18 protein-coding genes are annotated in these 18,715 nt (G+C 44.1%); 9 read left to right on the top strand and 9 right to left on the bottom strand.

Annotation, left to right across the window (positions count from 1 at the left end; translation table 11 throughout):
* Positions 1-10: 10 nt before the first annotated feature.
* The gene (locus NGAR_RS04005; RefSeq protein ID WP_148680951.1) at positions 11-469 is read left to right on the top strand and encodes a hypothetical protein; all 459 of its coding nucleotides are present in this window, start codon (positions 11-13) and stop codon (positions 467-469) included.
* A 94-nt stretch (positions 470-563) separates the two neighbouring features.
* Positions 564-764: a hypothetical protein gene (locus NGAR_RS04000; protein ID WP_148680950.1), complete on the top strand. Its 201-nt coding sequence runs from the start codon at positions 564-566 to the stop codon at positions 762-764.
* 333 nt (positions 765-1,097) lie between these two features.
* Here the strand turns inward: NGAR_RS04000 and NGAR_RS17185 are convergent, their stop codons facing one another.
* The 5 genes from NGAR_RS17185 to NGAR_RS17180 all read right to left on the bottom strand — a co-directional run bounded on the left by NGAR_RS17185 (position 1,098) and on the right by NGAR_RS17180 (position 2,397).
* Positions 1,098-1,274 carry a hypothetical protein gene (locus tag NGAR_RS17185; protein WP_187147649.1) on the bottom strand — a complete coding sequence of 59 codons (177 nt, stop codon included), beginning with the start codon at positions 1,272-1,274 and terminating at the stop codon, positions 1,098-1,100.
* A 62-nt stretch (positions 1,275-1,336) separates the two neighbouring features.
* On the bottom strand, positions 1,337-1,567 hold the full coding sequence (locus NGAR_RS03995) for a hypothetical protein (protein WP_015018365.1): 231 nt from the start codon (positions 1,565-1,567) through the stop codon (positions 1,337-1,339).
* Positions 1,568-1,706: 139 nt separating this feature from the next.
* Positions 1,707-2,048, bottom strand: coding sequence for a hypothetical protein (locus NGAR_RS03990; RefSeq protein ID WP_148680949.1), 342 nt, complete (start codon positions 2,046-2,048; stop codon positions 1,707-1,709).
* Positions 1,999-2,244, bottom strand: coding sequence for a transposase (locus NGAR_RS03985; protein WP_148680948.1), 246 nt, complete (start codon positions 2,242-2,244; stop codon positions 1,999-2,001). The genes NGAR_RS03990 and NGAR_RS03985 overlap by 50 nt, the downstream gene beginning before the upstream one ends.
* A 6-nt stretch (positions 2,245-2,250) precedes the next feature.
* Positions 2,251-2,397 (bottom strand): hypothetical protein, encoded by a 147-nt coding sequence (locus tag NGAR_RS17180; RefSeq protein WP_187147648.1) that lies wholly within the window; start codon positions 2,395-2,397, stop codon positions 2,251-2,253.
* A 467-nt stretch (positions 2,398-2,864) separates the two neighbouring features.
* Here NGAR_RS17180 and NGAR_RS03980 point away from each other — a divergent pair, with 467 nt between their 5' ends.
* The 4 genes from NGAR_RS03980 to NGAR_RS03965 all read left to right on the top strand — a co-directional run bounded on the left by NGAR_RS03980 (position 2,865) and on the right by NGAR_RS03965 (position 8,008).
* Positions 2,865-3,548 carry a V4R domain-containing protein gene (locus tag NGAR_RS03980; RefSeq protein ID WP_148680947.1) on the top strand — a complete coding sequence of 228 codons (684 nt, stop codon included), beginning with the start codon at positions 2,865-2,867 and terminating at the stop codon, positions 3,546-3,548.
* 47 nt (positions 3,549-3,595) lie between these two features.
* Positions 3,596-4,615, top strand: coding sequence for a DUF11 domain-containing protein (locus NGAR_RS03975; protein WP_015018360.1), 1,020 nt, complete (start codon positions 3,596-3,598; stop codon positions 4,613-4,615).
* Between the two features lie 129 nt (positions 4,616-4,744).
* Positions 4,745-5,491, top strand: coding sequence for a response regulator (locus tag NGAR_RS03970; RefSeq protein WP_015018359.1), 747 nt, complete (start codon positions 4,745-4,747; stop codon positions 5,489-5,491).
* A 189-nt stretch (positions 5,492-5,680) separates the two neighbouring features.
* Positions 5,681-8,008, top strand: coding sequence for an Ig-like domain-containing protein (locus tag NGAR_RS03965; RefSeq protein ID WP_187147647.1), 2,328 nt, complete (start codon positions 5,681-5,683; stop codon positions 8,006-8,008).
* A gap of 164 nt (positions 8,009-8,172) precedes the next feature.
* On the opposite strand, the gene NGAR_RS03960 is transcribed toward NGAR_RS03965, so the two are convergent.
* From NGAR_RS03960 to NGAR_RS03950, 3 genes are all read right to left on the bottom strand, one after another.
* Positions 8,173-9,786: a sensor histidine kinase gene (locus tag NGAR_RS03960; protein WP_407637197.1), complete on the bottom strand. Its 1,614-nt coding sequence runs from the start codon at positions 9,784-9,786 to the stop codon at positions 8,173-8,175.
* Between the two features lie 403 nt (positions 9,787-10,189).
* On the bottom strand, positions 10,190-11,320 hold the full coding sequence (locus tag NGAR_RS03955; protein ID WP_148681725.1) for an RNA-guided endonuclease InsQ/TnpB family protein: 1,131 nt from the start codon (positions 11,318-11,320) through the stop codon (positions 10,190-10,192).
* Between the two features lie 208 nt (positions 11,321-11,528).
* Positions 11,529-13,388 (bottom strand): sensor histidine kinase, encoded by a 1,860-nt coding sequence (locus NGAR_RS03950; protein WP_015018355.1) that lies wholly within the window; start codon positions 13,386-13,388, stop codon positions 11,529-11,531.
* A 543-nt stretch (positions 13,389-13,931) separates the two neighbouring features.
* On the opposite strand from NGAR_RS03950, the gene NGAR_RS03945 reads away from it, so the two are divergent.
* Both NGAR_RS03945 and NGAR_RS03940 read left to right on the top strand, forming a co-directional pair.
* Complete coding sequence (locus tag NGAR_RS03945; protein WP_015018353.1) at positions 13,932-14,846, top strand: proteasome assembly chaperone family protein; 915 nt, start codon at positions 13,932-13,934, stop codon at positions 14,844-14,846.
* Between the two features lie 242 nt (positions 14,847-15,088).
* Positions 15,089-15,454, top strand: a complete 366-nt coding sequence (locus NGAR_RS03940) for a hypothetical protein (protein ID WP_148680944.1) — start codon at positions 15,089-15,091, stop codon at positions 15,452-15,454.
* Between the two features lie 1,663 nt (positions 15,455-17,117).
* On the opposite strand, the gene NGAR_RS03935 is transcribed toward NGAR_RS03940, so the two are convergent.
* Positions 17,118-18,155, bottom strand: a complete 1,038-nt coding sequence (locus NGAR_RS03935; protein ID WP_148680943.1) for a hypothetical protein — start codon at positions 18,153-18,155, stop codon at positions 17,118-17,120.
* Positions 18,156-18,407: 252 nt separating this feature from the next.
* Here NGAR_RS03935 and NGAR_RS03930 point away from each other — a divergent pair, with 252 nt between their 5' ends.
* On the top strand, positions 18,408-18,686 hold the full coding sequence (locus NGAR_RS03930) for an ArsR/SmtB family transcription factor (RefSeq protein WP_228369286.1): 279 nt from the start codon (positions 18,408-18,410) through the stop codon (positions 18,684-18,686).
* Positions 18,687-18,715 lie beyond the last annotated feature (29 nt).

Here is an 18,715-nt window from a genome sequence, read left to right as displayed (position 1 = left end):
AGGGAATAAAATGAGCGAACAACTGGGTCCACATGGTTATGTTACTATCTCTGTAGTAAGAGATGGTGCAGAGATATACCACTATGAAGACCACAACCTAATCACCAACGCAGGAATGAACTTTATAGCAACCCAACTAGGAAATGCTACAGCGGCTCCAGCTAACTATATCGCACTGAGCAATAATACAGCTAGCCCCTCTGTAACTGACACAACACTGGCCGGCGAATTCACAAGCGGTGGATTGCAGAGGGCGCAAGGTACTTATTCACACACTGCAAACACTGACAACTGGACAATTTCAAAGACATTCACTGCAACTGCTTCGGCTACCGGAGTCCAAAAGGCTGGTCTGTTTAACGCGAGCTCTGGCGGAACCATGATGGCTGAAAACACCTTCTCTCCAGTCAACTTAGCAAACGGCGACACATTAACTATAACGTGGACAATCGACTTGGGACTTAGCTAAAAGTCTCAAGGCTACCTTTCTTTTCCATTCTTTTGCTATTGAACCTGTTGTTAGTTTCAGCAGATTTTTATAATACAGACTTATGATGAATTTCATGTCCAAGGGTTTGCTGATTGCTATAATTGCAGGTATTGTTATTGCGGCAGTGGTGGCTATTGGTATTGCAACAACAATGCCAGCGGCAAATCCAGGCGACTCAGGCCCGGACAACGATGGCGGCAACATCCCAACTCCTACTGGTGGCAAGAACTACACTGTCAACCTGAATGAGGAAATTAAGTTTAGAGAACAATGACACCCTACGATATATGACAAAGACGGTAAAAGGGCAAAAACTCTATGATTCATGAAATTAATGAACAATGGTCTTTTTTGTTGCATGAAATAGCGGTTGACAAAAGTGGAACAAGAATGTGTCCTATATCTGCTAGCTCTTGACGGACCAATATGTATTGCATCTTCCCAAGATAGCTTTCATTTTCCTTGACAACTGATGCAACTAGTTGAGCTTGAACTGCCTTGATGATTGAAGTAGTTTGGTCGGGTATCGGTGTTCCGGGCCGTACAAACCAACCAAGCGGATCACGATTTTTCAAGAGTGAAGCGATGAGGATCTTACTATCATGGTTTACGATGGATTCGCAGAATGCAAAAGCGTCAGGAGCCGTTCCCGAAGTTGGCACGCTTTCATCTGCTTGTAATCTGAAACAACCGCTTGGAGCTTTACCCCTGCATTTCGCGCTTCGCCCACCAATGCAGCAATATCTACTAGATCTACCTTGTTTTCATCAAGTATGGCTTTCATGCGGATAGCATCCTTGACATTTTGAAAAGAAAGTCCTTGGGCTACCATCTGGGCCATCAACTCTACCGCTCTCTGTCCATTACCGAACGATCTTTTACTCTGGCTCCTCTTGCTTTCTCTTTGATTGTGGTCTCGGCAAAGCCTCCATTTGATAAAATACTCGAATGCCTATCTGTGAAGCCAAATTCCCGGCTTGCGCTTGCTGCTTCTTCACTCTGCCTTTTCTCTTCGCCTTGCAGCGGCTTCCTTTTTCCCAGTTCCTGAAGAGTCCTGATAGTATCTTCTAACGCCAACAACAATGTAGTATCTGTTAGTGTAAAACACTCGAAAACAACATCAGCAACGCCTGCCTGCCAGAGTCTGTCCCAGGGTCTAACGCACCCTGCTCTGTTGCATAACTGACCAATCCATGCATGTCTAGTCGACTGTTGGCTACAATTTCATCCCTACAAACATGTTGTACAGCGACGCTTTCAGAAACATCTCCTTTGCCATGTTCTGGTAATTCCTTGCCATGACATACTCTCCAAACATCATCCTCTTCATGGCAGAACAGAGAACACACAGATCCTGCAATCCACCTATGCCCATAGCTGTGACGCTAGCCTTCCATCTGCCAAAATCAGACAGCTGCTGCAGTACTGCCACTTTCCTTAGATAGCAGCCGATAGACTTGCCGGACGAGTTCTTCTTCACCTTGATTGCAGGTTCGATACCCATATCATCAAGGTACTTGAAATTCTCCTTGCTGTCGTGTACGCACGCCGTCTGCAAGTGCACAGCTGACATTATCGTTGTTTTCAGATGCATGGTCGACCAGCTTTTTGAGCACCCTGCTGCTGTCGTGTACGTCCTCACTTGTAACTACAAGCGAGACGACCTTCTTTTTCCTGATGTCCACTGCCATGTGTATCTTCTTCAGGTAGCCACGCCTGACGTGCCACTTGTGCCGCATCCATTCTTTCGGCACGGTTGGCTACCTTGATACCTGTACAAGTGCGATTACGATGTCGTTGCCAACTCTTTCGTTTATCTTGATGTCCAGCTTGTTGATGATACGCCGGTCACATAGAGTGTGGTGCTGTAGTTGGCGATAGAAGGCACACACCTTCTTTTTTTGCATGCGCCTTTACCACACCTACAGTAGCCTGTGTCTGTACGGCAGGTGGAAATAGGCCCGCATGTAGCTCCCCAGCAGCTGTACAAAAAAGAGTCAGGGTACCTGAATGATGCACACCTTCCTTGCCTTCGTTCATCTTTTCTAATTCGTCACGCCAGCCATCTATGACATCAAAGTCAGGCATAACTTCTCCACACGCCTGACCAGGGATTCGTTGTAAGAGCGCCAGTTGACCATGCATGGGAGGCGATCTCAAAAGATCAAGCTAAATGCAGCTTGGTCAAATCTCCTTGACAGGCCAGTCAGTTGTGCAACAATGCAACACACCCAAATCCTTAATAGGTATTTAAATCTACATTTACACGAGATTATTGCAGAAGGCGGATAATAACGAAAAACCGCGACATTGGCAAGACTATGACCAAATAAAGCGACAAGTCATAGAAGCCCTTGAGAATCATGCTGAGGGCATGACAGGTGCCAAAATTGCGGAAATAGTTGGCGTCACTCAAGGTGCCATGTCAAAGTACCTTTCTATGATGAATGTTGATGGCATAATAACCAGCCGCAAAGTTGGAGTGGCCAAGCTCTGGAAGCTTGTTTCAAGCGCTGACAGGACCAACCTTCTGGCAGACAAGCTTGGATCAGAGAATGTCAGTTTCAAGGATTACGCGCTCTCGCTTGTAGAGAATGACGGCAGGCTGTTTGATCCAGACAATAAACAGGTCTTGGTGATGCACACCATAATACTTCTCAACCTTTACAAATACACAAAGTCGGTGCTCGGGTCAGAGGTCCATGCATTCTTTTATGAATGGGGCAAGAGCTTCACCAGAGAGACCAAAGATCTCGTGCAGAGTATCGCCAAGAGGACCGGAAGCAACTTTATCAGCTCTTTCCTGTCACTTCTCAAACTTAGGGGATGGGGAAGGTTTGAGATAACCACAATGAATGAAAGGTCGGTAGAGGTTATCTGGCATGACTCGATTTGGTCAGAAGTAGAGTCCGAGACCGCACCAGTAGACGATTTTATGGTAGGCGCGCTGGTCGAGGCTTCATCAACATCATTTGGCGGCAATTGGATGTTTACAGAGGTAGAATGTAGATCGATGGGCGCCTCGCGGTGCAGGTTCAGCGGAAAGCGTATAACTTAGATTTAAACGTAGATTTAAATAATACACCATAGTTAAACATCATTGGTATGCGCTTTAGGAAGACACCCGTCGCTATAATGCTAGCCGTGCTTGCGGGTGGCATCATTTCACAGATTCCCTCAGCGCTTGGTGACAATTCAGACAATAACCCTTTTGGTGCTCTATGGGATGCGATTTTTGACCTCCAGATCAAGGACAAGAATTTGCAGGCCCAGATAGACGAGCTCAGAGCCGAAAGGGATGATGGGCTATCTAGTGCCCAAACAGATGAGCCAGTGGCATTAGCCAGCGACGCATATGCAAGGATAAGGGTCGAAAGTGCAGCAGAAGGCGACGGACAATCAATCGTCTACATCACAGCTGGCAACAATGGTCCCGATAGGGCAGCCGGTATCAAGCTTACAACGTTCTACCTCATGCAGCTTTTCCAAATCAACTCTATTGATAGTGGTGGTGATGGCCTGTGTGAAGACAAGAGCCGGGGCATCATAGAGTGCACTCTTGGCACGCTAGAGGCAGGCCAGGAATCTCTTATTACAATTCACGCTACTGCAAAAGAATATGGCAAGGCAAACACTTGGACTGTAGACATATCGACCACAACCAAAGATACAGATTACACGAACAACCATGTAACTTATGATTTTGAAACAGGTTCTGCTGCCACACCAATAAAACAACAACAAATCCTGCCACCCGCCGAGCAGCAACAACAGCCTCCTACTGAATCGGGCATAGATGAACCTCAAGAGTCAGAACCTGAACAGAATGGCTTGGATAATAATAACAGCTCGAACAGTACAGATGCAGATACGAGCTCTGAACAAACAGCAGATAATGACTCGGCAAACCAGACCTCTGCGGAAACAGTACCTAGTACCGGCTCAAATGGCACTGGAACGGAAGAAGGGAACAGCAGTGAAGAAGAAGCCTCTAAAGAGGAGCAGACAGCAAGTTCTTCCTCTTCTTCTGAAGAGAGCAACGTAGAAGGTAGTGGTAGCAGCAGTAATAGTAGTAGCGATGAGGGTAGCGAAGAACCTGTATCAAATAATAATGGTAGTGGTTGAGGGGCGGACGCCGGTGACAGAACAAGAAAGCGTAGCTCAGTGACCTAGTACTACAAGCTGTAATCTTTTTTCATAATTTATGCTAACAATCATTTATTAGTATGATTTTTCTGTACTAATCCTGCTGAAATGCCGAGCGACTACGAACAGGCCTGTAAGTCAATCGTGCAGGCACACGAGTTAATAGATCTTGCCATGGTGATCGACAAATTTGCAAATATCGTAGCCAAGGCTTCAAGGCCGAGTCCTTCTAGCTCGATTGGCAAGATGTCGCCCGAAGATATTGCTAGGACTGCAATGAGGGTCAACATCGGAAAGGGAGCCTTCAATGCAAGTAAGAACAAGACAGGCAGCTCGAGCATTCATGCCCGATATAATGCGATGGACATGGTAGTGCAGCCACTTGACAACGATCTTTCACTTATCGTCATTGGTTTGATTGATGCCGCAAAGATGCCGGAACTACTTGACCTGATATCAAAAACATTCCCAACAAAGATCAAACGAGCCATTGTAGTTGATGATGAACCAGACATTAGAGTAGTGATTAAAGAACTCCTAGAAAAAAGAGGATTTCAAGTGACCCTCTGCGCTAGCGGAAGGGATTGCATACGTACGCTGGAAAAGGCGCGGGAGGACAAGATAGAGTTTGGAGTCGTCATTCTGGACGTTAGGATGCCTGAAATGGATGGCTTCCAGACATTCAAGGAGATTCAGGCCATATCCTCAAACACTAATGTGTTATTTATCACCGCTTTTGAGTATTCACAAAAAGATATTGCTGAAAAGATTTCAAGTCCAAAGGTGCACCTCCTGCACAAGCCTTTCAGCAGGACAGAGCTTTTGCAGTCTATAAATGAAGTAATTGAGAGTTAAGAGGATCTGAATACTACCGCTGACTCTTGCATCTACAACTATCAATCTTGTAGAGTTATGCTCCACATTATTATCACCATCATAAAATAAGAAAACTGGGGCGGGTGTTAGACTATTGGCATATTTAGGAAACAATCTTCTATAGTATCTCTATATGTTTAAATCTACGTTTAAATGAACGATCGGCAGGTGCGGAGTCAAATAGAGCCAGCTGTCATAGTCTTAGTGGTTCTGCTGTCGTTCATTCCTGCCATCCTGTCTTTGCAGCAGGCATTTGCCGATGAGTACTTGCTGACCGATCAGGAGTCGTGCAAATTGGAACCGTTATCTGGGAACTGGGACGAAGTTTCCACTACATGCTTTGTCGAAGGATTTACGCTTGAATTTGGCGACATCCTTGATATCAGCAGCGGTATAACCCTTCAGAACAACGGTATGATAAGCAATAATGGAGGTATTATCGACAATCATGGCATATTGAGTAATGCCGATAAGATCGATAATGAGGGTACTATCAACAATCATGATACTATCAACAACGAGGGAACAATTGATAACGACAATGGCATTATTGAGAACACTGGTAGCATCAACAACCTTGAAACTATCAGAAATGATGGTACTATCAACAACCTGTTTGGTGGTGTAATTAACAACGATGATACTCTAGACAATTTCAGTACCATAATCAACCTTTTTGGAGGCACCATCAACAATTCGTATATGATCAATAACCATGGAGTCGTTGATAACTCGGGTAATTTTGATAATGGCGGAACAATCAATAATCATGGCACTATCAATAACGCGGAAATTTTCAATAATCCAGGCATGATCGACAACTTTTGCACTGGGATAATAAATGGACCTATAAATGGAAACCAGCCAATTGATCTCTGCGGTCAGCCAATTGTTGCAAATAGTCAAACCATAGTGATCAATGAAGATACGCAGGTACATATCACTCTTACAGGCTCAAGCCACAATGAAGATGATATATTGACATTCGCTATAGTGGACCTTCCATCCAACGGTAGTCTAGCCGGCGGTGCTCCACACTTTGTATATACTCCCAATTCAAACTTTTTTGGCACTGATAGCTTTACGTTCACGGCCAGCAACGGAACAGTGAATAGCAACCCCGCTACAGTAATGATATTAGTTATTGCGATTGATGATCCTCCGACTGCTGTTGATGATGCTGTTATGATAAATGAAGATGAGACGATAACTATTGATGTTATTGCCAACGATGGTGATATTGATATGAATGATGATACGGCAGTGATATCTGTGTCCGATTCAGAGAATGGTGTAACGATTATTGCCGGCTACAAGACGATAACCTATACACCAAATGCCAATTTCTACGGATCAGACTCGTTCAGATATGTTGTATCTGACGTTAGTGGAAGCACAGCAGAAGCCACTGTTTGGATAAACATCAATCCTATTAATGATCCGCCGGTGGCAAACGACCAAAATGTGGTAACCAACGAGGACATGATGACAAGCATCAGCTTAAGCGCCACCGATGCTGAGCAGGACGACTTGAGTTACCTCATAACCTCCCAGCCGTCCCATGGAACTTTGACAGGCTCGGCGCCCAACCTACAGTACATCCCTGCAGCAAACTATTTTGGCCCGGACAGTTTCACATTCGAGGTTAGCGATAGCGATCTAACAGATAGTGCGACGGTATCGATCACTGTGAATCCAGTCAACGATAATCCCGAGGCTTTAGATGATGTTGCCACTACAAGCCAAGGCATAGCAGTAACTATCGACGTACTGGATAACGATGGAGATATAGACGACCCAGAGGATAGCTTGAGTGTAGAATCAGTGACAACCCCCGCAAACGGAGTCGCAGTTGTCAACAGTGACAACACTATAACCTACACTCCAACAGGCACATTTGTCGGCACTGATTCATTTACCTATACGATATCAGACGGCAATGGAGGAACGGCCACTGCGACAGTTATAATCACTGTAAAAAATCCGCTGCCTCCTGTAGAGGAATTCTGTGGTGTGCCGATTGACTCATTTGACAATGTAATAGATGGTACAAGCGGAAATGACAAGCTGTTTGGCACAAATGGTGACGACCTTATCCGCGGCTTTGGAGGCAACGATATTATTGTAGGCGGCAACGGAGACGATTGCATCATTGGAGGCGACGGTAATGACAAGTTATGGGGCGGCAACGGAGACGACATGATTGAAGGCGGATCGGGCAACGACCTAATAAGCGGCGGCAACGGAGACGATGTTATCAACGGAGGGGATGGTAATGATACTATCTATGGCAAGAATGGCGACGACACCCTAGCTGGGGGCAGCGGAAACGATCAGATAAGTGACAGCAACGGCAATGACAATACAGACGGCGGTGCTGGTACGGACAATTGCTATGACAAGGAAGGTAGGAATACAGTTGTCAACTGCGAAGGAAACAAGACGATAAAGGAAAAGAATGACAAGCCACCAGAGCCAACCAAGAAATCACGATAAAGTCCGGTGGTCGGTCTGCTAGCAATACATGAATGTATATATACACATATATATAGCAGAGTTTTTTGACAGATATGTGTGACTTATTCACAGCAAAAATCGTAACATATGCCTAGTAGATTTTGCCTTAGGAAAAAAAGAGCATTTATAGCAAAGACGGCAAATCAGATGTTTGTTGGAAGGGTAAAAACAAAAACGCTGCCCCTGCCTACACTATTGTCCTCGGCCCATATCTTACCTCCATGTGCTTCAACTATGGCCTTGCACAGGTACAGACCAAGACCGGTGCCCTTGGCAGTAGATTTTGTCACAAATTTTTCAAAAAGCCTTGGTCTTACCGAAGGGTCTATGCCCTTTCCGGTGTCTGCCACCCTTATCTCGACAAAACTCGGGTCATCTTTGTTCTGCTGCAGGCTAACAGTGATCGTGCCCTCATCTGTAAAGTTAACTGCGTTGTCCAGCAGGTTGGCAAGCACTTGATGGAGTCTCGATCTATCTGCGACGATCTCTAGTTTACTTTCAGGAAGCTGCGATTCAAATGCTATCTTCAAGTTGGGGTTCTTGTTTTCAGCCGTTTTAGAGAAGGATATGTCCTGAATCGCTTCTTCAATGAGCTTTTTGACATTGGTTCTCTCCTTCTGAAGCCTGAAAGTGTTGCTCTTGATCCTGCTGACGTCAAGTATGTCGTTTGTCAGCTTGTTTATTCGCTTGGCATTTCTGAGAATGATCTCTATCTTGCTGTTGTCAGTCCCAATGTCCTCAGACAATCCTTCTGCACTTAGAATTATTGGCAGAACAGGTGTGCGCAGCTCATGAGCTGCTACATTGATAAACTCATCTTTTATCTTGTCCTGCTCGGTGAGCTTTTCATACGCATCCTGCAGTTCATTTAACTGATTCTTTATCTGTACGTTCTGTTTTTGGATGATCATTTGTAGCCTCTTGTTAATCATAAGAATAAATATCATAAGTATCGCAGATGTTATCCCTATCAGTATTACAGCCACTATAGTAAAGATCCGTTGATCGTTGATGACTGAAGCAAATGTCTCACTCTGGGAAGCCGGCGCAGTGATGAGAACAGACCATGTATGAGCGCCTGAAAATGTCACAGGCGAATATACTGCTACTCTCCTCTGACCGTCAAGCGCATCATATTCAAAGACCCCTGACCTTCCTTCAATCATAAGCTGCAAGTTCCTGCCTGCTATTTCATTTCGCACCCTAAATTCGTCAAAGATGTTCCTACCTATAGCTGTCTCATCTCCATACCCTATGATTGTGCCGTCGGTTGCTACTATGAAAATCTGGTTTTTTCCTGTCGTAGGCGGTAGTTGCTGACCGATTTTGTCTACTATTGATTCTATGGGAATTATTGCTGCCAGAACTCCATTGAAGCTACTGCCTGAAGAAGCAAATACTGGTGACAAAACAGAAACGCTCATTCTATTATTCTCTGTTAAGAAAGGCCCGGCAAGAATAGGCTGGTTTCTTTCCTTTGCCTGCAGATAATACATAGTATCAGATCTATCCGATCCTATCTGATCAAGCAACTCTGCTTCTGTAGTGTACAAGAGTACGCCATTTGAGTCAAGATATGTTATACTTTGAACATATTCCTCCATTCCTACAGCAGTCGCATCCAGCAGTATACGTGCTTCTTCACTGTCTATTCCTCTGAGTAAAATTGGGCTTGATGCGGCGGTCTGAATCCTCTTGCTTATGGTGTCCAACTCTGTACCAATATCTGCCACTGCATCATTTGTATGCTCTCTTATCTCACTTCTCAGTTCTTGTGCAGCAGCGAGACTTAGGCGAACCTCAGTGCTCTGGAGAGAAGTATAAGTTAGAAATATAGAAACACCTGAAATTGCTGCAAGCGCTACGAGAATGACAATAAACAGTAGACGGTTTACTATTGCCTCTGGCTCTTTGCTATTCGCCGTTGTAATATAAAGCTATAACTAATGTTCTATAAAAATCTAGAGTAGTATCTTACCTATGAACGGTGCGCCCAATGAGATCATTCCATATTAAGTCTCTGCTGGCAGCTATTAATCATGTATGTGAAAAAATTCACGTACATGATTAATTTTAAAGTCATCATCTCTACATTTAATTGCTCACATTAGATCGGAAGTGCTTTGAGCCAGCGTCCATGTATATGAAATACTATGTGAACTACCCACGAATAAATTCGTGGGCTTCCTGCTTCAGCGACCGTTGCTGTGCGATCTCTACAGGCGTGACTTCCCGGCGTTCCACCGGTAGCAACATCATCAGCGATTCTAACCCTCGCTGGAGGATGTTAAGAGAAGCGTTGTAGTCCCTGTCAAGTACTGCTCCACATTTTTGACATGCATGGGTACGTACTGCAAGTGACTTTGGAACAGGGTGTCCACATCTTGAGCAGTCAACCGAGGAATATGCAGGCTCTACCTCTATCACTCTGTTAGCCTTGTACTGCAGCATATTTTTAAAAGCAGACCAGCTTGCGTCCAGGATTTTGCGTGCAAGCCTGTGGTTCTTGGTCAGGTTCAATACTTTCAAGCGCTCTAGGAATATCAGGTCGTAGTGGCTGGCATAGTACGCCGATTTCTTGTGTAGGAAATCGTGGCGTTTATTATGGATGCGTTCGTACAATCTGGCTAACATATGCTTTGCTTTCTCTCGGTTGTTGCTGCCTATCTGCCTTCTTGATACTCTTCTGTGAGCTTTTCTCAATGGTTTTAGCATCTTGGTCAGAAACTGCGGATTTTCCACTGCATGGTTGTCAGAGTCGTGGCAGAACTTTGTTATACCTACATCAATGCCTACTGCTGGTTTTGTGTATTTGATTATCGTTGAATACAGCCTGCGCAGTACATCGCAGGCTACAACTGCGTACCACTTCTTTCCCGTCTTACTGCGACATACAGTGACCTGCTTGACATTGACAGGTTGACGATGGAGTACAATCTTTATACTACCTATCTTCGAAAGCACGAGCTTGTCTTTCTCAATCCGAAAGCCAGACTGGTTGTATGTAAAAGCGTTGAAATCTTCATCCTTTCTGTACGAAAGCCTGCCAACAGCGACCTTTCTAGCTGCTGCAACCTGCTTTGCTACCATCTGCAACATTTTAGAGTGGTAGTATTTGTGAAGCCAAGGGTGCTGCTCTTTTAATTCAGTCAGAATATAGTTCATGTCATATTCTGACATGTTTTTGTCAAGAAAGTAGTTGTACACCCACCTGCAGCAATCAAGTGTCTGCTCTAACAGAAGCTCCTGCTCTTTCGTTGTTGGATAGAGACGGAACTTGTAGTTGAGCATTTTTTTGTACACATCACTATTACTACTATTATTTAACGTCTCAGGCACTTTGGCGGGAGGGTGGGGGAGAGGAGGAGATTCATTAACGGGAACCAGATTCATCCCACCTCTAAAGAGTGTGGGTTTTCTTTGGTTCCCGTACCCTCCGATATGATAAAATGTAGAATTGAATGCTTAACTTATAAGGTTTGAGAATCAAGATCCTGTGCTAACATCTGTTGTCACTATTATTATCATCATCCTTTGTCTTTTGTTGTTCTAGCGGTATTGTAAATGTAAATGTCGCTCCCTTTACATCGCTATTGTTCTCCGCCCATATTTCACCGCCGTGAGCCTCTACAATACTCTTTGTTAGGAATAAACCAAGACCTGTGCCCTTTTCTGATTTGGTGGTAAACTTGGTAAACAGTTTTGGCATGATATCCGGATGTATGCCTGTGCCAGTATCTTTTATGCTCACCATAGCGACCTGTCTGTCGCCAGCCCTTTGTGCAGAAATAGAGATGGTCCCTTCCTTTGTAAACTTGATAGAATTATCAAGCAGGTTTGATAGCACCTGCATTATCCTCTCTTTATCGGCATTGACAGTGATGACGACTCTTTTTTCTTTAGGCTCATTATTATATATAAACTTGATTTTACCATTTGCCAGCCTACTTTGTGCGTCATATATTGCAGTTTGAATTACTTCGCTCAAATCGAATTTCTCTAGATTGAGGTGTAGGCTGTTGCTTTCAATTCTTGTTACATCAAGAATGTCTTCAGTCAGCCTCTGCAGCCTCTTTGCATTTCTAGAAATTCCTCTTAGATCCGTCGTCGTCATCATCTTCTTGCCGTCTTCTGTCTCTTCCTTCTGTAACTCCAAAAGTTCAATATATCCCAAGATAGCCTGGGTGGGAGTACGCAGCTCATGAGCAGCGATATTGATGAATTCTTTTTGCATCTTGCTGGCGACTTTTAGTTGCTCGTTGGCTTCAATAAGGCGTTTATTAGCCTCTTGCAATTCCTCAGTTCGAGCATCAACAGCTGCCTGCAACCTTTTGTTCCAGCCAAGAACCAGAAATGACATAGCAAACGCCATAGCTCCAATTGCTGCAATTATGATGGTGTTGACATTATTTTGTTGCTCTATCAAAAATGCAGTACCTTTAGCGAAAATATGGGGTGTCAGTATAAACAGAGTGAGAAAATGCTTTCCATTGAGGATCACAGGTTCAAATGCAACAGTGTTTCGGACATCGTTAATTGTTATGTCTATAGAGCCAGATTTGCCTGCTAAAGCATCTCGAAGTACGACATTTACCTTTTCCCTTTCTTCGCCAGGTATTCTGGAGGGGATGATTTCAGCTAGAACGGCTTCATCGAGCAAGTTTCTCCCTACAAATTCAGGGCTTCTGCTATACAGCAAGACACCATCTTTTGACATCAAGAGTATTCTGCTCTCTGAATCCTCTTCTATCACTTCATCCCTTACCAATTGGGCAGCAGTGTCAAGCCTATATCCTGCATACACTATACCTCTGAAATTCTGTTCGTTGTCAATTACGGGAACTGACATGAACACCCTTGGGATATCATCTACTGACTCTATGATGCTACTAAAATACGGTTCCCGTGTGTCTCTTGCCTCAATAAAGTAAGGTCGCATGCTCAAATCAACTCCCCCATATTGCGCCCATGTAGACGCGTTGACGTTGCTTGACCAGACAAGCCTGCCATCTGAATTGAGCCAGGCCACAAAGTCAAGCGGTGCTCCAATTGTATTTTCTGCAGTATCAAACAAAACGCGAGATTCTAGCTCTTCTCCTCTTTCAACGGAAGGAGTGTTTGCAATGATGTGCAGGTTTGAAACTACTGTATTTATCTTGTTTTCCAGTATTCCCCTGATATCTGTCGCCTGTCTTTCAGTGTCTTTTCTGACATCTTCGTCAGCATTCGCAGCAATCTGCCTTGCATTGTAAGTTGAGTATTGGTAAGAGAGGGCCGATAGTGATATCGCAACAGCTCCAATAATGACAAGTAATATGATATTTGACCTTGATAGTATGAGTTTGGTGATGTTTTTCATAAAGATGTTTGTATGCAGTCTCTCCTTCCATTAACGACAAAATAAACAAACCGCTTCTACTTTTCTATTATGATGATATATGAAAATGTTATAGAGTCAAAGGGTAATTCAAGTTAAAAAGTGGTCACGTCCTGTCCAGACCTGCAACTGCAATGACTATGCTCGACAGCTAGTGCATGAAAGATTCCGGCCTAGGCTTGATTTTCTCCGGATTCCGTATCAAAATCGATACCAAGAATCAAGGCCGGCAGGGTTGTTGTGGGGCAAGAGGAGTATATGACGGAATAATCAATGAACTTGATCATTAACTTCGTATAGCAGTGATGGTAAGATGTGATGTTATGTGACTCTACTGCACCGGCTGCTGCTGACACGAGGCTTTTTCTGCTGACATTTCAGTTTGTGTTATTGAATTTGCGGGTGCTCGCAAGCGATATTGAGCACAGATTAACATCATCACCTGATTTTTCAGCAGTGCCCCTAAAGGAAACATTTTACTACAAGCATTGGATCAAATTGACAGAGATTGTGAGCTAGCGTCATATGATTATTACTTGCAATAGCGCTCTTGAAAAGAAAAATGCCAATGAAGATTCTGTCGTCAGAAAAGGGCACTCTGACAGTGTAATAGAATCTCTAGATGGAAAGAGTAGGATAAAGCCTGTCACCATCAGTTCCAACGTAGTAGAAGCAATAAAGCAAGATGCAGCAGCAGATCAAGACGAGCATCGTGCGAACAATAAGAAGAGAGGACCGGTGCTCATTGTCGGTTTTCCAGGAGTAGGTCTTGTAGGGTCGATATGTGCAAACTACATTATTGAAAAAAAGAATCTGCACCAGATAGCTTTTGTTGATTCAGAGTACGTAGTTCCCTCTGCAATATACATAGGAGGCAAGCTCAGGCATCCTTTTCGTATTTATGCTGACGACACTAGCACGCTTTGCGTTATGGTCTGCGAAGCGCCATTGAGGCCAGATGGTGTCCACAGCATCATGGATATGGTAGTTGCATGGGCTTTAAGGAGCAACATTTCTGAGCTGCTGATCTTGGATGGCATGCCAGTAAGAGGATTGCCGGCTAAGAATAGAAAGCCGGTTGTTCTATCAAGCTCTTCGCCAGCCGATGCCCCAAAAGATCATTCAGTAAAGGGTGCCATGATGGTGGGGTTATCGGCCGGCTTGATTTCTGCATGTCTGTCAGATGGAATGTCCTGCACTGCTGTCCTTATTCCTTCAACCAGCGGGATCCCCGATCCAGAAGGGGCTGCAATACTCTTAGAGACCATAAGCAGGATGCCTACTATACCGCTGGAGATTGATGTTGAACCGCTTCGGCATGAAGGTCAGATTATCAAGAGGCAGCTCAAGGAATTCATAGACTCTGTACGCAAGGAGCAGCAGGAAGAAGAGGATGAGGGCAAGGGCAGGTACCTCCGAAGCTCAAGGATATATGGTTAAACCCTGGCTAACGCAGAAAAATTGCACACATATATATACACTATTTGGATACTGGTAACTTAAAGTGACAAGGGGCCAAAGTTCCTTCGTCAAATCCTGCTTATGTCCGGCCAAGTTACCAGAACTATGTTACAACTGTTATTTTAGTACAAGGGCCCATACATGCACAACGCAGTACGCACGCCAAGCCCGAAAGCCATAATGACTGTATTAGCTCTCTCCCTAATCCCGGCAAGTAGGGCTTGGTTTTTACTTACTTCTTTTCTAAAAATATCAATAAAATCTTATATTCATCGGCACCGCATGCCTTCTTTGAAATGAGATTTATTGTTCGCACAATCTTTCCAACCGAAGCAGGAAATAGAGCAGTCAAAGACCCAAATTTTACCAAAAACATTGAGGATTTTATGAAGAACACAAAAGCTGAAGCGGCATATTTTACAGAGATAAATGGAGACAGAACTGGCGTCTTTATCGTGGATATTCCATCTGCAGACATGATTCCTGTAATTGCAGAACCATTCTTTTTGATGGGTGCAAAGGTAGAGTTTCACCCAGCGATGGTTCTGGATGATTTGAAGAAGGGGCTTTCAGTAGCATTAAAGTAGCAAGAGGGCCCTACCCTTTCTTTCTTTGTAACCCATAATTCAAAAAATTAACAGGTGCAAATTATTTTTTGCACCACTTGCCAAGCTGCTGCTGCCGCCATAATTCAGAATACAGGTTTCCAATCATCATCGTCATTCAAGATCGAATATAGCTTTTCTTTTTTCTACTCTTCCTCCATAACCAGTAATAAAAATACCATACTGAAAAAAGATGGGCGGCTCATATCTGGCGCATATACACACAGCACCAACAAGAGACGATCAAGACAAGCCACATCTAGCGACTATGGCGCGACATTCAACACGGCACCAGAACTAACAAACGAGCACTTGACGACATAAGGAAGCATAGTCAAGGAGCAGAAGAACCTACTACGATGGTAAAGGAGTGAAACCTAGCGCCACTCTGCAAATCCCCAGATCAAAGGCTCAAGCAGGTCTCTTTTTATCAAATTAATGGGTCGATCACTGATAGCATAAATTATTTTCAAAGCGCGCTGCAGGTCAAGAATTTTTATTCTTTTGCGCTACCCGTTCTGCCATCTTTGATAATTCTCGGATGCTTCGTTCTTGCCCTGAATCTATGATGATAATGCCAGTAAGTCGACTCACTTCTGGATTTGGACTTGAACTGGACACATCCAATCGATCTCATATATATACTCCATTCTATCCACAGAGTGGGTGGATCGCGCGTTTAACCTCTTTTATCTTTGGCTCGCTTTATTAGCTCCAAGAATTGCAAAGATAGATAATAGATGGCAGTCTGCCACTATATCTAACGTCAGAATTGCTTATAGTCTATGCGCGCCGGTTGTATTGTGGTTTGATGACTAAACGATTCCGGAAATTCTTTAGTGCAGCCAAGATATTGACCTACATTGCGTACATCATCGTAGGGGTTACTATGGCTAAGTTCTTTGAGCCCATCTAGGAAAAATTCTATCTAATTGCTGACTAATGCCGCCGTCCTTGACAAAAGCTCCAAGGGATGGTAATGATGTGATGCCTACCCACCTTTATCTGCGACATTTGCCTAATCGCATTATGGCCGATGCGATGTTTTTATGAATATATATGCTGTAATAACCGGCTTTCGCCCTTCTTATCGCAGTCGTATTTGGTACAACCAACAAGCGGAAAAACAGATACGTAGGGGTCAGGATGGGCACCTGATACGATGTAATAATAATATCTCTACCCATACAAGACGTGATCAAGCTTCTGAAGCATGACAGTGTAAAAAATCCCACAGCCTTTTCTTTTTTATTGACAAGTATTTTATTAACCCAAAGGCTCCTCATTAAGAGCGCTATCGCAGAAATAGCTCCGCATTAGCACAGTCTGCATGGAACTGAATATCAGAGGTAAAGCCGTAGTTAGTGCATTGCACTCTCACATTTTGGATTCACAGGTTAGCAAACTTTTGCTTGATTGGCAATCTCTTGTCTTCTCATACAGGTCAAGGCCATTTATCTCGGGCATCTTGAATTAAATGACAAAAGCTCATAGCGTCCAGCTGTTAATTTGCTTAATACCTTTTTTGCGTCCATGTAAGACATCACTCTGAACCCATAGAGTATTAATATTTTCTCCACAACTTCCGTAGACGTATAAGAATTGCTCTAGTGCATAAAAAAATAGAGGGATTGATTGTCCAAAATTAAGACAATCCAGCCATCTGGCCATTCGAAGAGAAGCCTGCCTTTACATCTGTGAACAGCAGGAATGTAAAGAACACTGGCTGCTCGGGGTTGTCAACAGGCCAGGGTGTGGATTGTGACATTGGCTCTTGCGTAGACAATCCTTCATCTTCAAGTTGTCCATAGTCAACAGGAGGTGTGCTGCCAAGCGATGTGTCGTCACCCAAGGGAGTGAAGCTGATTGCCTGCTCTGGAGTCAGAGGACCTATCCCACCGGGTAACTCAACACCGCTTGGGATGTTCACAACAAATAATGCTACCACCGTCTGTGTGGCAGGGGTGAACTGTAGGTTCTCAAATGCCTTCTCCTCGTCAACCACTTTTCCTACCATTAGGTGAGTGAAGAGGTTCTCTGCTACCAGCTTGTTTCCGTCTGTTACATCGTAGACATTGACATGCCCATAGAGTGCTACATCGTTGAAGAACATCGGTACATCGGCTCTGTCAATGTTTGAGTGGCCATGCTGTATCTGGTTAAACGCTACATTTCCTTTCTCTGCCAGGAATTGCGCCTGTCTAGTTGGCATAGCTACTTCACTGCTGTTCCATAGCGTGTCTATCAGCTCGATTCTGTACTTGTGCCCAGCTACTTGGTGGTCGCCGTATGTGATCGGTGAGACATATTCAGCAATGAACTTGTTCTCTTCCCCTCCGCCTTCCTTGAAGACTCCTCTGAATCTGTCGCCTTCCACTTGTACGCCACATGTGATTGCGTCACCGCACGAGAAAGTATCGTTGAAGAACGGGAAAATCCCGCCGGGTCCAAACACGTTTGTCTTGCCTGCATTTGGCTCATAGAGCGCGTTGTTAGCTATCACTTTGAAGTATGGTCTGTTCTTGTGATTTGCTGCCTCTGCTATCATGTCTGCGTTGCCATTATTGTTGATGGCCACTATAGCAGGAACCATCGCAACAATCATGGCCGCTACAACCATGCCGATGATAGCGTTTCCTCGAATCCTTCCGTCTTCGCCACGGATTTTTGTAGGTATCATCACTGGTCGGTCTGCACAACAAATAAAGGGTTTTTTCCCAACTGACACCCAAATCTTGCCCAAATCTGCAGTCAGACAACTTTATATCGCAAATCCAGAGTCTTAGCTGTTGTGCATTTATTGCCGCTATCATGTCTTGGCTCTATCTCATTTTTTCAATTTTCAGGGCTACTGGGCTATCTTCGCGTTCTAGCATCGGGCAGGCCGTCATCTGGAGGATATGTAGATCCTAGATTCAAAAGGGTGTTATGGTATTTGATTGGCAGCACAAAAGGTGGCGTCAATAGGGCTAAAATTATAGAGCTTCTCAACTCTCGGCCTGCTAACCCAAACCAGATAGCTAATGAATTAAAACTGGACTACAAGACTGTGCTGCACCATCTGAAAGTTTTATCAGACAATGGATTGATAATTACAGATAACAAAGAATCGTACGGCGCTGCTTACTTTTTGACGCCCCTTATGGAAAATAACTATCAGTCGTTTGTTGAAATTCTAGCCAAAATTAAAAGGAGCAGTGGCAATGCGGGTTGAATTTGGGACAAAGTAAATTAACCCACCAT

It is taken from the genome of Candidatus Nitrososphaera gargensis Ga9.2 (assembly GCF_000303155.1).
Taxonomy (GTDB): domain Archaea; phylum Thermoproteota; class Nitrososphaeria; order Nitrososphaerales; family Nitrososphaeraceae; genus Nitrososphaera; species Nitrososphaera gargensis.
The sequence above is the reverse complement of the archived record's forward strand: the minus strand, read 5'-3'. Positions and strand labels throughout refer to the sequence as shown.

Bases quoted from the DNA above. Each gene is read 5' to 3' on its own strand.
- NGAR_RS04005 (WP_148680951.1), top strand. From the start codon at position 11: ATGAGCGAACAACTGGGTCCACATGGTTATGTTACTATCTCTGTAGTA.
- NGAR_RS04000 (WP_148680950.1), top strand. From the start codon at position 564: ATGTCCAAGGGTTTGCTGATTGCTATAATTGCAGGTATTGTTATTGCG.
- NGAR_RS17185 (WP_187147649.1), bottom strand. From the start codon at position 1,274: ATGAAAGCCATACTTGATGAAAACAAGGTAGATCTAGTAGATATTGCT.
- NGAR_RS17180 (WP_187147648.1), bottom strand. From the start codon at position 2,397: ATGCAAAAAAAGAAGGTGTGTGCCTTCTATCGCCAACTACAGCACCAC.
- NGAR_RS03980 (WP_148680947.1), top strand. From the start codon at position 2,865: ATGACAGGTGCCAAAATTGCGGAAATAGTTGGCGTCACTCAAGGTGCC.
- NGAR_RS03975 (WP_015018360.1), top strand. From the start codon at position 3,596: ATGCGCTTTAGGAAGACACCCGTCGCTATAATGCTAGCCGTGCTTGCG.
- NGAR_RS03970 (WP_015018359.1), top strand. From the start codon at position 4,745: ATGCCGAGCGACTACGAACAGGCCTGTAAGTCAATCGTGCAGGCACAC.
- NGAR_RS03955 (WP_148681725.1), bottom strand. From the start codon at position 11,320: ATGCTCAACTACAAGTTCCGTCTCTATCCAACAACGAAAGAGCAGGAG.
- NGAR_RS03950 (WP_015018355.1), bottom strand. From the start codon at position 13,388: ATGAAAAACATCACCAAACTCATACTATCAAGGTCAAATATCATATTA.
- NGAR_RS03945 (WP_015018353.1), top strand. From the start codon at position 13,932: ATGATTATTACTTGCAATAGCGCTCTTGAAAAGAAAAATGCCAATGAA.